At 64.0% G+C, this 13,908-nt stretch carries 17 protein-coding genes; 4 read left to right on the forward strand and 13 right to left on the reverse strand.

The genetic code is table 11. From position 1 onward, the window contains the following. Positions 1-71: 71 nt before the first annotated feature. A complete protein-coding gene (locus Q0K09_RS02460; RefSeq protein ID WP_294472401.1) occupies positions 72-245 on the reverse strand; it encodes a hypothetical protein in 174 nt (57 codons plus the stop codon). 199 nt (positions 246-444) lie between these two features. On the opposite strand from Q0K09_RS02460, the gene Q0K09_RS02465 reads away from it, so the two are divergent. Genes Q0K09_RS02465 through Q0K09_RS02475 form a run of 3 tightly spaced genes read left to right on the forward strand, consistent with a single transcriptional unit; the run spans position 445 to position 3,923 of the window. Beyond that, positions 445-1,197: a hypothetical protein gene (locus tag Q0K09_RS02465; RefSeq protein WP_294472403.1), complete on the forward strand. Its 753-nt coding sequence runs from the start codon at positions 445-447 to the stop codon at positions 1,195-1,197. A 51-nt stretch (positions 1,198-1,248) separates the two neighbouring features. Then, positions 1,249-2,085 carry a hypothetical protein gene (locus Q0K09_RS02470; protein ID WP_294472407.1) on the forward strand — a complete coding sequence of 279 codons (837 nt, stop codon included), beginning with the start codon at positions 1,249-1,251 and terminating at the stop codon, positions 2,083-2,085. A 32-nt stretch (positions 2,086-2,117) separates the two neighbouring features. Further along, positions 2,118-3,923 (forward strand): right-handed parallel beta-helix repeat-containing protein, encoded by a 1,806-nt coding sequence (locus tag Q0K09_RS02475; protein ID WP_294472409.1) that lies wholly within the window; start codon positions 2,118-2,120, stop codon positions 3,921-3,923. A gap of 558 nt (positions 3,924-4,481) precedes the next feature. Here Q0K09_RS02475 and Q0K09_RS02480 read toward each other — a convergent pair. Continuing rightward, the gene (locus Q0K09_RS02480) at positions 4,482-5,345 is read right to left on the reverse strand and encodes a DegV family protein (RefSeq protein ID WP_294472411.1); all 864 of its coding nucleotides are present in this window, start codon (positions 5,343-5,345) and stop codon (positions 4,482-4,484) included. 333 nt (positions 5,346-5,678) lie between these two features. After that, positions 5,679-5,948, reverse strand: coding sequence for a translation initiation factor 2 (locus Q0K09_RS02485; protein ID WP_294472414.1), 270 nt, complete (start codon positions 5,946-5,948; stop codon positions 5,679-5,681). Positions 5,949-6,080: 132 nt separating this feature from the next. Here Q0K09_RS02485 and sleB point away from each other — a divergent pair, with 132 nt between their 5' ends. Continuing rightward, complete coding sequence (sleB, locus tag Q0K09_RS02490) at positions 6,081-6,758, forward strand: spore cortex-lytic enzyme (protein WP_294472417.1); 678 nt, start codon at positions 6,081-6,083, stop codon at positions 6,756-6,758. A 113-nt stretch (positions 6,759-6,871) separates the two neighbouring features. Here the strand turns inward: sleB and Q0K09_RS02495 are convergent, their stop codons facing one another. The 10 genes from Q0K09_RS02495 to eutC all read right to left on the reverse strand — a co-directional run bounded on the left by Q0K09_RS02495 (position 6,872) and on the right by eutC (position 13,775). Beyond that, positions 6,872-7,153, reverse strand: coding sequence for a hypothetical protein (locus Q0K09_RS02495; RefSeq protein ID WP_294472419.1), 282 nt, complete (start codon positions 7,151-7,153; stop codon positions 6,872-6,874). Between the two features lie 147 nt (positions 7,154-7,300). Next, positions 7,301-7,669, reverse strand: coding sequence for a hypothetical protein (locus Q0K09_RS02500; protein ID WP_294472422.1), 369 nt, complete (start codon positions 7,667-7,669; stop codon positions 7,301-7,303). 462 nt (positions 7,670-8,131) lie between these two features. Then, the gene (locus Q0K09_RS02505; RefSeq protein WP_294472425.1) at positions 8,132-8,584 is read right to left on the reverse strand and encodes a cupin domain-containing protein; all 453 of its coding nucleotides are present in this window, start codon (positions 8,582-8,584) and stop codon (positions 8,132-8,134) included. Positions 8,585-8,597: 13 nt separating this feature from the next. Further along, complete coding sequence (locus tag Q0K09_RS02510) at positions 8,598-8,846, reverse strand: EutN/CcmL family microcompartment protein (protein ID WP_294472427.1); 249 nt, start codon at positions 8,844-8,846, stop codon at positions 8,598-8,600. Further along, a complete protein-coding gene (locus Q0K09_RS02515) occupies positions 8,821-9,093 on the reverse strand; it encodes a hypothetical protein (RefSeq protein WP_294472429.1) in 273 nt (90 codons plus the stop codon). Before Q0K09_RS02515 ends, Q0K09_RS02510 begins: the two co-directional genes overlap by 26 nt. Positions 9,094-9,109: 16 nt before the next feature. Further along, positions 9,110-9,859 (reverse strand): ATP-binding protein, encoded by a 750-nt coding sequence (locus tag Q0K09_RS02520; RefSeq protein ID WP_294472432.1) that lies wholly within the window; start codon positions 9,857-9,859, stop codon positions 9,110-9,112. Between the two features lie 3 nt (positions 9,860-9,862). Further along, positions 9,863-10,165 carry a BMC domain-containing protein gene (locus Q0K09_RS02525; protein ID WP_294472526.1) on the reverse strand — a complete coding sequence of 101 codons (303 nt, stop codon included), beginning with the start codon at positions 10,163-10,165 and terminating at the stop codon, positions 9,863-9,865. A 583-nt stretch (positions 10,166-10,748) separates the two neighbouring features. Next, positions 10,749-12,215 (reverse strand): acetaldehyde dehydrogenase (acetylating), encoded by a 1,467-nt coding sequence (locus tag Q0K09_RS02530; RefSeq protein ID WP_294472434.1) that lies wholly within the window; start codon positions 12,213-12,215, stop codon positions 10,749-10,751. 10 nt (positions 12,216-12,225) lie between these two features. Continuing rightward, positions 12,226-12,879: an ethanolamine utilization microcompartment protein EutL gene (gene eutL / locus Q0K09_RS02535; protein ID WP_294472439.1), complete on the reverse strand. Its 654-nt coding sequence runs from the start codon at positions 12,877-12,879 to the stop codon at positions 12,226-12,228. Beyond that, the gene (gene eutC / locus Q0K09_RS02540) at positions 12,876-13,775 is read right to left on the reverse strand and encodes an ethanolamine ammonia-lyase subunit EutC (protein ID WP_294472442.1); all 900 of its coding nucleotides are present in this window, start codon (positions 13,773-13,775) and stop codon (positions 12,876-12,878) included. Before eutC ends, eutL begins: the two co-directional genes overlap by 4 nt. Positions 13,776-13,908: the final 133 nt, after the last annotated feature.

Here is a 13,908-nt window from a genome sequence, read left to right on the forward strand (position 1 = left end):
TCATAGCGTTTCATACCTTTTAGTTTCGCATATTTGCTCCTTTTGTGCAACTTTTATTTTTCAAACAAGCCCTAGTAATCTGCGGGGTAGGGCTGGACGGTCTCCACCTGAAACAGGTCTCCGCCGGTGAGGCCGGCGATCTTCTCGGCCACCACCTCTGTGTTTCCCTTGGGCAGGTCCTGAATGCTGCCGTTCACATAGTTCTCCCCCTTGCGGGAGTAGTAGACAATCAGGACCTTGCTCATAGAGAACGCCTCCTTATTTTTTCTTATCTCTATTTTAATGTGTACTGAACAGAGCCGAAAGCCAAGGCTTTCGGCTCTGTTCAGTACACATTGCCAAAGGGGGATCTGGCGCAGGACCGCTTTGCCGCAGTCTGAAAACGTTTTATGGACAGGAGGATACCGATGTTGCCAGGTAAAAAATGATTTCCGCATTTCTGGTGTGTTCTTTGGCTGCCGGCCTCTGCGCCTGCGGCCAAGCCCAGGAAGAAAACACTGCGGCAACCGGTGCAAGCAGGACACCACTACCGACGAGGAGGGGAACCCTTACTATACCGGCGGCGCCCCCTCCTGCCTGGTGGACCAGAAAGCGGCCACCCACTATGTGAAATACAACATTTTGCTGGGCAACCTGCCGGGCAATGTAGATTACTTTGTGTCCACCGGCGGCTCGGGCGGCGGCGCCTACGCGGTCATGCTGACAGCCACAGGCAGCCACTCCGATTACTACGATTATCTCATCGAAGCGGGCGCGGTGGGGATCTATCAGTATGAGGACGGCGCCTATACCACCACTGTTACCATCGACGGGACGGACTACGACCTCTCAGACTGCAACTGGGGCTGCATTGCGTGCAGCGCCATCACTCCGCTGTACGAGGCAGACATGGCCCTGGCCTTTGAGTATTATCTGGACACCGGCTACTCCTTCAGCCCCCCCTTCCAGGCGCAGCTGGCGGAGTATCTGTCCGCAGCTTATATGGACTATATCAACGCTCAGTACCTCTCCGTCTTAGAGAGCGATGTGGGCTTTGATCTGAACGGCGACGGCGGCCTGGATGACGCCATTGCATACGACCCGGAGGCCCACCCGGAGATCAACGGGTATTACGCCGCACATCTGGACCTCTACCTGGCCGAGTTCACCGAAAATCTCCAGTGGTACCTGGACAACCTAAATCATGCGGAGGACTGAACGTGGTTTGATGAAGACGGCAGCGCCCTCACCGAGGCGGAAGTCGGCGCCATGACCAGCGCCGACAAGGTCCAAGCCGTTCTGGAGGGCCGGTATGCCGACGGCAGCGGCGGCATGGGCGGGATGCCCGGCGGCGGACAGCCCGGCGGGAGTACGGAGCTGATTGTGGGAGCGCCGGACAGCGGCGCCACCCAGTCCAACACGGGCAGCATGGACTCCGCCAATGATAAGACTTACGAAGAGATGGTTGCGGCCTATCAGGCGGACATCACGGGCGTCGAAGCCGGCGACCGGTACGGCAACAACATCGTCGCCCTCTACAATCCGCTGAACGATATCGGCGACGGGGAGACTGACGACCCCACCTGGACGAGAATCGTCATGGGCGCGTCCGAGGGGGGCATGTCCCTGTTCAGTTCCCTCGATTTGCAGCTGGCGTGGCTCAGTGCCGGAGTGGACGCCGACATCGAATGGCAGTGGAACGGCGGACATGTACCCTCCGAGATTCTGGGGGATTTCTTCAGCCTGAATGTGGATCAGATGTACGGCGCATATGTGGTCGGCGAAACGGCCATTGTAAAGCCGGAGGCCGAACCGCAGACCGCCAATGGCACCGCGTCTGAGGCTGCGGGGAGGGACATCACCGCTTGGGTCACGCTGGACAGCAGCGGCGCGGCGTCCTTCACCCTGGCGGACATCGCCGCCTACCGCACCAGCGGGGCCAGCAAGGCTATGCGCGGCTTTGACGTCATCGACTACGGCCAGGAGGACTATGCGTTCGGCGACCGGGAACAGGACGCCCGACACTGGGACGCCTATCTGCTGGAGCTCTATGAGACTTACGCCGACGTGCTCGCGCCGCTGTTCAACGGGGGCAGCGGCGCATGAACAGCTAAACCAGAATATGGAGGACAAAAACAATGAAGCGTTTATTGGGCCTGTTGACTACGGCTGCGCTGGTTGTATCCCTGGCAGCCTGCACCGGCACTGGGGAAGAAGATACCACAGCAACGGCTGAGGCGGGCGAGACCTATACCGGGACTGTGACGGAGATGGGGCTTGACCACCTCACCCTGGCCACAGAGGAGGGAGAGATTCGGATTCCTTACACCGAAGACACGGAATTTGTGGGTTTTGGCGGCATGGCCGGACAGCCGGGTGGCCTTGGGGGCGGAACCCCGCCGGAGATGGGCGGCGCTCCGGCCGAGCCGGACGCCGGCGGCGCGGCCCCCGAAGATGTGGGAGAGCCTCCGGCCGGGCCGGACAACAGCGGCGGCTCCCCGGCCATGGGCGGGCCGGGGCAGCAGGCCTCCTCTTATGAGGATGTCTCCTTAAACAACGAAGTCACCGCCGTTGTGGGCCGTGACGGCATAGCCGAGACCATCACCCTGTCCGGCGGAGGCATGGGGGGCGGCACATCCTCAGCCCCGGAGGCGTACGACGCCGCCAACGCATACACCGCCGATACGGAGGTGACCGGGGAGGCGCTGTCCTCCACCGGCGTGGATGAAAACGCGGTTCTGGTGGGGACAGAGGGGATTACTGTCTCCCTGGAGGATGTAACCATCTCCCGAATTTCGGAGAACAGCTCCGGCGGGGATGCTTCCAGCTTTTATGGCGTGGGCACGGCCGCTCTGGTGACCGGCGGCGTGCTGTCCATTGCGGACAGCACCATTACCAGCAACGCCCCGGGCGGGGCTGGTGTCTTTGCCTACGGCGGCGGCACGGCCTATGTGTCCGATACCACCATCTCCACCCAACAGGACACCTCCGGCGGCATCCATGTGGCCGGAGGGGGCGCCCTCTATGCCTGGGATCTGACGGTGGAGACCCAGGGCGAATCCTCAGCGGCAATCCGCTCTGACCGGGGCAGCGGCGTCATGGTGGTGGACGGGGGCAGCTATACCTCCAATGGTACGGGCTCCCCAGCGGTCTACAGCACTGCGGATATCACGGTCCACAACGCCCAGCTCACCGCCAACGGCCCCGAGGCCATCTGTATCGAGGGGCTGAACACCATCCGCCTGTTCGACTGTACTCTCACAGGCAATATGGGCGACCTCAGCCAGAACGACTGCACCTGGAATGTGATTTTGTACCAGAGCATGTCCGGGGATTCAGAGGTGGGCAACAGCACCTTTGAGATGGTGGGCGGCTCCCTCACCGCCCAAAACGGCGGGATGTTCTATACCACCAACACCGAGTCCACCTTTGTCCTCTCCGGGGTGGAAATCACCCATGCGGCGGACAGTGAATTTCTGCTGAAATGTACGGGAAACGGCAGCCAGCGGGGCTGGGGCGCCGCCGGGGCCAATGGGGCGGACTGCCACTTTACCGCTCTGGATCAGGTGCTGGAGGGCGATGTGATCTGGGACTCCATCAGCCAGCTGGACCTCTACCTCACCGACGGGAGCACCCTCACCGGGGCCTTTGTCCAGGATGAGTCCAATGCCGGGAACGGCGGCGGCGGTTACGCCAACCTGTATCTCAGCGCGGACAGCACCTGGGTGGTGACCGGCGACAGCGCGCTGACCAGCTTGTCCTGTGTGGGGACTATCGTGGATGGGCAGGGCAATCCGGTTTCCATCGTAGGGACGGACGGCACGGCCTATATCAGCGGAAGCAGTGCATACACTGTCACCGTGGAAGCCTATGCGGACAGTGCTGACCTGACCGGCGCCGCCTCTCTGGCCCGCTGGGCGGATTTTGCGGCAGAAAGTTTCTAGGGCTTGTTTGAAAAATGTCAACATGTCCAACCGGCGGGTCTTTTGCCCCCTGGACGGCGCAATTTTTCCTTGCAATCCGCCAGGATTCCTGCGAAAAAATTGCTTGCCAGCGGCCCAAATCCCTCGCCGCTGGGCACATTGCCAATTTTCAAACAAGCCCTAATGCCTGGGGCTTCACTCAAATTTTGCATCCTGTAAAATTCAGCGCGAACAGGGCAAACCTCTATTGGGGGCGGCATATGCAGAAATTCAGCACAATCTTGTCGTCAGTGATGCGGGAGACCCGAAACTTCAAGCCGTCATAATAGTGCTCCATCCGGTCAGAATCCCGCATTTGCTCCCAGGCAGGCTGAGCGCCTGTGTGCATTGTCGTCCTGGATGGGCGGTGAGCCCAAGGCGCTGTCGTTCCGGTCCTCACTTGCCAGCCAGTACCCATCCTTGTGAATTTCAAACGCAAACTTCCCTGATTTGACAAATGGCATAGACGCCTATCGGTCCCCTCCCCTTCGGCGTCCCTTCCGCCGCCCGGCGGTCCTCCGAATGGAGCCGTGCCCTTTTTCAGTCCAGCACCTGAACTCCGGCGCCCAGAACGCCGTCGCCGATGTAGACGCTGAGGGTGCCGTCCAGCTCCCCCTCCAGGAGGTGGTCGTAGTTGGGCAGGGCCTGGACCAGCTTCCCCTTGAGGACGGCCATCTCCTCCGGCGCGCCTCCGTTGGCCACCGCCAGATTGTATCTCCGGTGGCTCCCGCAGGCCTTCACCGTCAGGTCGATGAGCTTGTCCTGGACCTGCCGGCGGCCCCGGACCTTGGCCACCGACTGGAGCTGCCCGTCCGGGGCAAAGCTGATGAGGGGCTTGATCTGGAGCGCGGTCCCCGCCAGGGCCGCGACCCTGCCGATGCGCCCCCCTTTTTGGAGATACTCCAGGGTGTCCACCGAGAAGAAGGGGTAGGTATTCCCGATGAGCTGGGGTACCCGCTTTTTGGTGAGCTCCCGCCAGGAGGCCCCATTTCGCAGGTCCTCGGCCAGCTGGAGCATGGTCATGCCCACCCCCAGGGAGCCGCTGGCCGAGTCGTAGACCGCAATCTCCAGGTCCCGGCGCTCCTGGGCCAGGAGGCGGGTGAGATTGTAGGTCCCTGACAGGCCCCCGGAGAGCATCACGGCGATGACCCCGTCGTAGCCCTCCGCCGCCAGGCGGTCGAACAGGGCCTCGATGTCCTCCCCGGTGGGCAGGGAGGTCTTGGGCAGCTCCCCAGCCCGGAGCCGCTGGTAGACGTCGGCGGCGGTGATGTCCACGCCGTCCCGGTACTCCCCGTCGGCACAGCGAATCCGCAGGGGGACCACATGGATGTGGTGCTCCTCCGCCAGCTTGGGGGCAAGGTCTGCGCAGGAATCGGTGAGCAGGGCAATCTTTCGGGGGGCCATCCGACCCATCTCCTCCCTTGACAGGGCCGGAGCCCTGACGTATCCTAGGGCTTGTTTGAAAAATGTCAACATGCCCAATCAGCGGGTCTTTTGCCCCCTGGACGGCGCAATTTTTCCTTGAAATCCGCCAGGATTCCTGCAAAAAAATTGCTTGCCAGCGGCCCAAAATCCCTCGCTGCTGGACACATCGCCAATTTTCAAACAAGCCCTAATGCCACATAACACGGTTCGGTTATCTATTGTCATTATAGGGGATGCCATCAGGAATGTCAATGACCGGAAAAGAGGCGGAAAATCCGCTCCTCCCGCCCTGTTCCGGGCCGGAGGGCCCGGTCAGAGGAAAAGGGCCAGGCTCCAGGCTGCGGTGGCCGCCAGCGCCCCGGCGGCGGCGTAGGCCGGGGCCGGAATCTGCCGGAACCACTTTCCCGGCCTGGTACTGCCCCGAAGGTAGCTCTTGGCCGCCTGCCTGGCCTCCCGCAGGACCTGCTCGGCGCTGACCCCCTGGCCGAAGGCCTCCTCCCGCAGGACGAAGATGGCCTCCTCAAAATATTTCGGGTCTGGCTCCTTCACCAGGATCACCCGTTTGCTGACACCTTTTACCATGTGTGCCCCTCCTCTGGTTTTTCCAGTTCTTCCCTTCCAGTATGGCCCGCTTTTCCTGCCATTATTCGCCTGGCATAAGCCTTCCCGCTCTTCCGTACACTAGGGGCAGAACCTTTTCCGGGAGGCGGAAACGTGGAAACAAGCAAAAAACGGCTCCTATGGGCCTTGGCGCTGGTCTTTCTGCTCAACATCGCGGTGATTCTGCTGGCCCAGTCAGCCCAGGCGGCCGCCTACCGCCAGGGCTCCTCCGGCCAGGCAGTGCGGACCATTCAGGAGAAGCTGGTACGCTGGGGCTATTTCGACGGGCCGGTGGACGGCATATTCGGTTCCAAGACGGAGGCGGCGGTCCGGTTCTTTCAGGAGAAAAACGGCCTGACCGCAGACGGCATTGTGGGGCCCGCCACCCTGGCGGCCCTGGGCATGAGCGGCGGCAGCGGGGAGAGCGCCTCCCCCACCCAGGACAACAACGTGGCCCTGCTGGCCCGGGTCATCTCAGCGGAGGCCCGGGGAGAGCCCTACAGCGGCCAGGTGGCCGTGGGGGCGGTGATCCTCAACCGGGTGAGCCACCCCTCCTTCCCCAACACCATCGCCGGGGTGGTCTACCAGCCCGGGGCCTTTACCTGTATGGTGGACGGGCAGATCGACCAGCCTGTGGCAGAGTCGGCCGTCCGGGCCGCCCAGGACGCCCTCAACGGCGCCGACCCCAGCGGCGGGGCCATCTACTACTTCAACCCCAGCACCGCCACCAGCGGCTGGATCTGGTCCCGGCCCCTCATCAAGGTTATCGGCAGCCATCGCTTCTGCGCCTGAACCGGCGTTCCCCGGCCCCCGCGCCGCAGGATATCCAGCGGCCCGGCGGTGTGAGTACGCGCACGCCGCCGGGCCGCTTTACGGCCTTCCTGGATGCCGTCCTTGCGGTCTGACTACCGGCCTTTCCCCCACTGCTGCCTGGAAAGATTCCATTTGTGATTGCGATTTGCGTCCGCATATCGCTTCATCTTGTCACAAAAATATTCACACGCTTCTTCTTCCGCTTCAAAAAACTTTTGTCCGGCTTTTTTACCATGTTCACTGTAATATACCTGCCACAGCCCCTCTCTCACGATACATAATCTCTCATTGAGCAGTCCCCCAGTCAGAATGGAATATAAATCTGGAGGGACACCGATTTCATCCAATTTATTTTTCAGATTATACACAAACATTATATGACAGCCTCCTTCATACTCCCACCGCTCGATCCGGCTGGAACGCCTTCTCCGGCCAGCAGGCGGAAAACCGCCAGCCCAGAGGCGAATATCAAGAGGTGAGGATGAAACACAGGAAAGCCTATCATTATTTGATGGAGCAAATCAATGCGGCTGGCTCAAAAAAGATGGATGGCAATTACCCCAAAATGATGGAAGAAATATACCGTTGCGAAAGAGCCCATGTAGAGACCGTGATATGGAATCGCTTCCATCAGGGAATGCCGGCCTGGCGCGGTTTTTACCAAAGCTGCGGATGTATGACGGACTCACAGCGCTGAAACACGCGCTGCGGAACAGCAGGATTCCCAGCAGCAACAGCGCGGCCATCGCGTTCGTGCTGTACCAGAAATTAGGGCTTGTTTGAAACATGTCAACATGCCCAACCGGCGGGTCTTTTGCCCCCTGGACGGCGCAATTTTTCCTTGAAATCCGCCAGGATTCCTGCGAAAAAATTGCTTGCCAGCGGTCCAAAATCCCTCCCTGCTGGACACATCGCCAATTTTCAAACAAGCCCTAGGCGACGCACGCTATTTGGATGTCATACAAGAAAATATAGAGAAAGCGCCGGGGCAGGTGTCATATGTGGCGATGCTGTCAGGCTGCAAGCCGGACCGGAGGGCCTATGCGCTCCTTTCCGCCATTTACATCAACAGTGACGACGCGGCCATTTGAAGCGCTGCCGTAACAGGTATTTTGTATCAAAAAGGTTTTCTCACGGAGCCATACAGCATCCATGATAACATGGCGAATATGGAGTTGAGGAGGCTTTTATGAAAAAGGCCAGGGCGGAACGCATAGATGTGATGAGAAAGCTGGAGGCGGGGAAATTTGCTTGCTTTCAATAACTTGAAATAGGGAAACGGCATGACCCCCAAAGGCCATGCCGTTTCCCCAAAACACGATTGCTTTCTTTTGACGCCCTTTGAAGCCGTCCTATTTCTGCCAGTCGGCGGGGTAGACAAAGTACAAAAACCGCGCCCGCCCCTGGACGGAGAACTGTATCTCGCTGCCCCTGGGGATGTGGAGGATCTCCCCCGGCCCGGCGGAGACGGTCTCCCCGCCGGTGAGCACATCCAGCCGGCCCTCGACAATATAGTCCATCTCGTCGTAGGTCAGCGTCCAGGGGAAGGTGGTGTCCTCCATCACCATGAGGCCGCAGCCCAGCCGGGGGGCCTCGGCCAGGGAAAAGAGGTCCTTCGTCCAGACCCGGTCCCCGCTGCGGCCGGTGTCCAGCCGGTCGGCCTCCGTGACCTCGATCTGCGGCGCCGGCACCGCTCGGACCCCTCCGGTCCGCACCGCCGGCTTTCCCGCCGGAGCCTCCCCCAGCTTCTCCAGCAGCACCTGCCGCACCAGAGCCTCCAGGGCGGCCTTGTTTACCACTGCCATATCCGCACTCCTTTCACGCCTCCACCCGGTCCACAATGCCCACCACGGCGGCGTCCACCGGGACGGCCGCTCCGGCGGCCACCCGGGCCCCGCCGCCCCGGGTGATGAGGACCCGGTCCCCCGGCCCCGCCCCCGCCAGGTCGGAACAGACCAAGGCGGGCCCCTGGTGCCCCTCCGGGGCCACCAGCAGGAAGGTCTGCCCCGTCAGGGCCGGGTCCTTTTTCGTGCACCACACATTACCAATGACGGTTCCTAACCACACAGACACCCATCTCCCGCAGCTCCCGTTCCAGGGAGGTGAATTTTTGGTAGACCCCCAGGGGGGCCGTCTTTCGGTACTCCTTGTACTCCAGGCCGGTCTCCAGGGCCTTCACCTTCCGCCCCTCCAGGAGGGCCCGGAGCACCTGCTCCTCCTGGTCCGTCAGGGCTAGACCCAGGGCCAGGGCCCCCATCTGCTCCACCGGCAGGCGGGTGATGACCAGGGCCCCGTCCCGCTCCTCCAGGTCCATGGGAGGACCTCCTTTCTCACTGTGCGCCCCCCGCCGGGGGACCGTAAGCCCCGGCCTTGAGGCGGATCATGAAAATCCACATCAGGGAGGACAGGCGGTTGAGACCCAGGAGGATGTCCTCCCGGGTCACCGCCCCGTTCTCGTCCCGGAAGGCCCGGTAGGCCGCCAGCTCGGTCTGGCGCACCACGGTCCGCACCTTGTTCACCGCCAGAAGAGCGGGGGAGTCGGTGTAGTGGAGGAGGAAGTGGCCCTGGCCGTAGTATTTCTCCGGGTAGTGGGAGCGCTCCCGCAGCTCCCCGGGCCCCAGGCCGCACAGCCGCACCTCCCCCACGGGCTCCTCCAGCACGTCGAAGCGGATGAACCGCCGGACGAAGTCCAGCACCTCCTCCAGCTCCTCCGCCAGGGCGGGGACCCCCGCCCGGACGCAGGCCTGCTGGCACAGGGCGATCTCCCCCTCTAATAGGTCGATCATACCCCGGAAGGCAATGCGGGGGTGGTCCTTGAAGACCAGGAGATTGCCCCGCAGGTGGGTCATGTGCTCCGGCTTCTCCTCCAGAGAAGCCCCGAAGAGGGTGCGGTATTTGGGGCTGGCGGGGGCCCCCGCTTCCCGCCCGGTCTCCCCCTGGGGGTAGACCACCTCCACCCGGTGCTCCCGGAGCCAGGACCGGGCCGAGGGTGTGAGGACGTCCTCCCGGCGCACTACCACCGGCCCCCGGGTCCCGTTGTCCGACATCCGCCGGACCCGCTCCTCGGTCAGGAGGGCCATCCCTTAGCCCTCGTGGTCAAATTCCCCGGCCTTGTGGGGCAGGATGCCGTCCACCTCGGCGTGGGGGCGGGGGATGACGTGGACCGAGATGAGCTCCCCCACCTTCTCGGCGGCGGCGGCTCCGGCGTCGGTGGCGGCCTTCACCGCCCCCACGTCCCCCCGGACCATGACGGTCACCAGGCCGCCGCCCACCTGCTCCTTACCCACCAACTGGACGTTGGCGGCCTTCACCATGGCGTCGGCGGCCTCAATGGCCCCCACCAGTCCTCTTGTCTCTACCATGCCCAGGGCGTTTGTGTTTGCCATGTTCTGCGTGCTCCTTTCCGTATGGGCCTCCCGGTTGGGGAGGGCCGTTGTCTGCTTCGTTTCCCGGTCCGCCCGTTCGGGGACGGCGGCGGGACCTCCTCCCCCGCCCCCCAGGACGGCGGCGGCCAGGGAGGCCATGTCCTCCTGGACGGGCTTCTTCCGGCCCCGCCCGGCGGCGGGTGGCTTCTTCTGCTTGGGGGGCGGCTCCGCCGCCGGGCCGGGGGGCTGTTCGGGGGCATCCAGGGCGTCCGAGGCATTCGAGCCATCCTTCGCCCCCTGGTCCCCGGCGCCCTCCGCTGCCGGCGGGTCCCAGGCGGTGGGGCCCCCGGCGGCCGAGATGCGCTTGGAGGCCGAGAAGGGCTTGACCTCGTCCCCGGAGGGGGGCGGCACGTCGGCGGAGGCGGCCTCCATGTCGGCGGTGAACCGCCCCATCTGCTGGATCAGGTTGGTGTAGGGGTTGCGCATGGTCCCCTCGGCCTGGACCTCGTTCAGGGCGTTGTCCGCTGCGGCGGCTGGGGCAAGGCCCTCCGGGGCCAGGGCCGCCCGCTCCGACGGAATGGCGTCACGGCGCTTCCTGCCCATCTCAGGTCAGCCTCCTGACGATCTGGTCCACCAGCTCCCGGAGGAGGGCGTCGTCCACCTGGGGGGCGCCCTCGCCCTGCCAGGGGGCAGATCCGCCGCCCCTGATCTCCTCCAGCTCCCGAACCCCCCAGGCCACCCGCTTGATGTTGATGAGGTCCAGGGGGCCGATGTTGTTGGAGGAGGAGGAGCCCCCCACCGCCCCGCAGCCCAGGGTCAGGGCGGGGAAAAGGCAGGTGGTGGCCCCGATGCCCCCCAGGGCGGAGGGGGTGTTCACCAGCACCCGGCTGGCGGGGACGGCTTGGGCGAAGCGCTTCACCACGGCCTCGTCCTCACAGTGGATGGAAAAGGTGTGGCCTGCCCCCTCCCACTCCAGAATCTCCACGCACCTCCGGAGGACGGCCTCCTCGTCGGGCTCCACATAGAAGGCCAGGATGAGGCCCAGCTTCTCGTTGGAGTAGGGGTAGCCGGGGCCCACCCCTGTCTCCCGGGCCACCAGCACCCGGGCGCTGGCGGGCACCTGGGTGAGTCCGGCCAGCTTGGCCACCGTCTCCACGCTCTTGCCCACAATGGCGGGGTTCATGGTGCCGTTGGGCCGGAGGATAAATTTGGACAGCCGCTTGTGCTCCTCGTCGCTGAGGAGATAGGCCCCCTGACGCCGGAGCTCTCCGGTGACGGCCTCCTCCTGGGCCCGGGTGACCACAACGGACTGCTCGCTGGCGCAGATGGTGCCGTTGTCGAAGGTCTTGGAGTCCAGGATGCGCTTCACCGCCAGACGGACGTCGGCGCTCTTGTGGATATAGGCCGGACCGTTGCCAGCCCCCACACCGATGGCAGGGGTGCCGGAGGAGTAGGCCGCCTTCACCATGGCCCCGCCGCCGGTGGCCAGGATGAGCCGGGTGTGGTCATGCTTCATCAGGGCGCTGGTGGCCTCCATGGTGGGGGTGGGGAGGCTGGCGATGGCCCCCTCCGGGGCCCCGGCCTCCCGGGCTGCCCGCTCCACCACCTGCACCGTCTCGGCGATGCACCCCGCCGCGCTGGGATGTGGGGAAAAGATGATGGGGTTGCCCGCCTTCATGCAGATCATAGCCTTATAGATGACGGTGGAGGTGGGGTTGGTGGAGGGCACCAGTCCCGCCACCAGTCCCACAGGCACCCCGATGTCGATGGTCTTCCTCTCCCGGTCCTGGGCCAGGATGCCGTGGGTCTTCTGGTCCTTGATGGCGTCGTAGAGGGTGGTGGCGGCAAAGCGGTTTTTGAGCTCCTTGTCGGCCCGGATGCCAAAGCCCGTCTCCTCCACCGCCAGGCCGGCCAGCCGTCCGGCCTCCGCCGCCGCAGCCCGGGAGATGGCCGCCGTGATTCGGTCCAGCTCCTCCTGGTTCATGCGGGCGAGGACCCGCTGGGCCTCCCGGGCCCGGTGGACCAAATCCCGGACCTCCTGCACCGAGCGCAGGTCTTTGTCGATTTGCATGTGGTTCCTCCTATTCTTCCCGTGGACTGGACGCAATGCCCAGCACCGCCTGGGCAAAGGCTTCGCACGCGGCTTTGCAGGCGCTCTGGGTGCCGGTGAGGAGGCCGCCGCCGAAGTTGGTCTCGCTGGGGGGCTCGAAGAGGGCGGCCATGCGCACGTCGGCGGCCTTCATGGCCTCGTCCAGGCCCACCATGGACTCCAGGGGCGGGGCGATGAGGTAGGCCAGGGCCTCCCCCTCCCGCACCCCGGCGGTTTTGGAGAGGTAGGTCCCCGTCCGGGAAACGGTGTGGGCAAAGTAGACGATGGAGTCGTCCGCATTGGCCGAGCGGAAGCCCACCCCGCTGTCCAGAAAGGCCACCGCCGCCTTGAGGCCGCTCTTGACCTCCGAGGGGCTGGGCCCGGCCAGGATGCCGATGACCTCCCCCGCCAGCTTGGTGCTGGCGTTGGCCGCCCCGGCGTAGAGGCTCCGGCCATAGACTACCTCTACGGCGGCGGCCTTGGTGGCCTCATCCAGGGCGCAGTAGGTCACATCATCGCTGTCGGCGGTGATGAGGCCGATGGATCGGTGTCCCTCCGGGAGCCCCAGCTTCTCCGCCAGGGACTCCGACACGTTGGCGATGGTATGGGTGGAGAGGACATGGCACTTGATGAGGTCTCCCGTCATGCCCCCGCCCCCCTTGCCAGCTCGATCCCGCTGGCCTTCCTTTCCAGCATGGTTTTCACCAATTCCGCAATGTGAGCCCCTGCTTCTACCGCAGTTGTCCCCTGCCGGTGGATGTTGGAGATCACCGTCCGCTTGGACTCGGGGATGCCGATGCGGGCCCCGTAGGTCAGATAGGCCGACATGGACTCGGCGGTGACCAGGCCGGGGCGCTCCCCCACCAGCATACAGACCACCTCGGCCCCGGTGAGCGCCCCGATGTGGTCGGAGGCCCCCACCCGGCAGTACTTTACAAAGAGAATGGGCCCGGCCGCAATGCCGTAGCTCTTCAGTCCGGCCTGGATGGCCTCCATACAGTCGGCGGCGTTGGCCTCGATGGCGGCGGAGGAGAGGCCGTCCCCCACCACCAGGGCCACCTTGGGCTTCTGGCCCAGGGCCTCCCGGATGACGGCCTGAGCGGCCTCGTCAAAGCGGCGGCCCTTGTCGGGGCGGGTCAGATATTCGTCCTTGTCCCGACACAGGGTCTGGACCGCGACATAACCGCCCCGCTGGATAAAATCCTCGCTGACATGGGAGAAGACCGAGTCCTGGGCCGCCGCGTGGTCGCAGCGCATCCGCAGCATGGTCTGGGTCTTGTACCGGGCCCCGGCCCGGTACACCCCCAATCTGGCGGGGGTTTTGCGCTTCAGGTCCAGGAAGGCGGGGCCGTTGCGGGGATTGGGGACCAGGTAGAGCGCCCGCAAATCCACCTGGGCAATGTCGGGGAGCTCCCCCCCGTCCCCCTCCGGGCCGGGCTCCATGGGGCGGTAGTCCGCCGCCTTCACCTGGGGGGTGGGGGCCTGCCCCATGCGTTCGGCCACCATTCGCTCCACCAGAGCGCGCAGTTCTTTCTCGTTCATGTCGTCCTCACAAACTCCATTCCTTCGCCCCGCCCTTCGGGCAGGGCTCATTCATTCCGTTGTTCGTCCTCTCCCCGGCGGGCCCGGGCTTGCCGGCCCCGCCGGGGGCCCGTTTCAAACTCCATTCCTTTGC

The organism is uncultured Intestinimonas sp. (assembly GCF_944387725.1).
Lineage (GTDB): Bacteria > Bacillota > Clostridia > Oscillospirales > Oscillospiraceae > Intestinimonas.

Coding starts and splice junctions, on each gene's coding strand:
- Q0K09_RS02460 (WP_294472401.1), bottom strand. CDS start 245: ATGAGCAAGGTCCTGATTGTCTACTACTCCCGCAAGGGGGAGAACTAT.
- Q0K09_RS02470 (WP_294472407.1), top strand. CDS start 1,249: ATGACCAGCGCCGACAAGGTCCAAGCCGTTCTGGAGGGCCGGTATGCC.
- Q0K09_RS02475 (WP_294472409.1), top strand. CDS start 2,118: ATGAAGCGTTTATTGGGCCTGTTGACTACGGCTGCGCTGGTTGTATCC.
- Q0K09_RS02480 (WP_294472411.1), bottom strand. CDS start 5,345: ATGGCCCCCCGAAAGATTGCCCTGCTCACCGATTCCTGCGCAGACCTT.
- Q0K09_RS02485 (WP_294472414.1), bottom strand. CDS start 5,948: ATGGTAAAAGGTGTCAGCAAACGGGTGATCCTGGTGAAGGAGCCAGAC.
- Q0K09_RS02495 (WP_294472419.1), bottom strand. CDS start 7,153: ATGTTTGTGTATAATCTGAAAAATAAATTGGATGAAATCGGTGTCCCT.
- Q0K09_RS02505 (WP_294472425.1), bottom strand. CDS start 8,584: ATGGCAGTGGTAAACAAGGCCGCCCTGGAGGCTCTGGTGCGGCAGGTG.
- Q0K09_RS02515 (WP_294472429.1), bottom strand. CDS start 9,093: ATGGACCTGGAGGAGCGGGACGGGGCCCTGGTCATCACCCGCCTGCCG.
- Q0K09_RS02520 (WP_294472432.1), bottom strand. CDS start 9,859: ATGGCCCTCCTGACCGAGGAGCGGGTCCGGCGGATGTCGGACAACGGG.
- Q0K09_RS02525 (WP_294472526.1), bottom strand. CDS start 10,165: ATGGCAAACACAAACGCCCTGGGCATGGTAGAGACAAGAGGACTGGTG.
- Q0K09_RS02530 (WP_294472434.1), bottom strand. CDS start 12,215: ATGCAAATCGACAAAGACCTGCGCTCGGTGCAGGAGGTCCGGGATTTG.
- eutL (WP_294472439.1), bottom strand. CDS start 12,879: ATGACGGGAGACCTCATCAAGTGCCATGTCCTCTCCACCCATACCATC.
- eutC (WP_294472442.1), bottom strand. CDS start 13,775: ATGAACGAGAAAGAACTGCGCGCTCTGGTGGAGCGAATGGTGGCCGAA.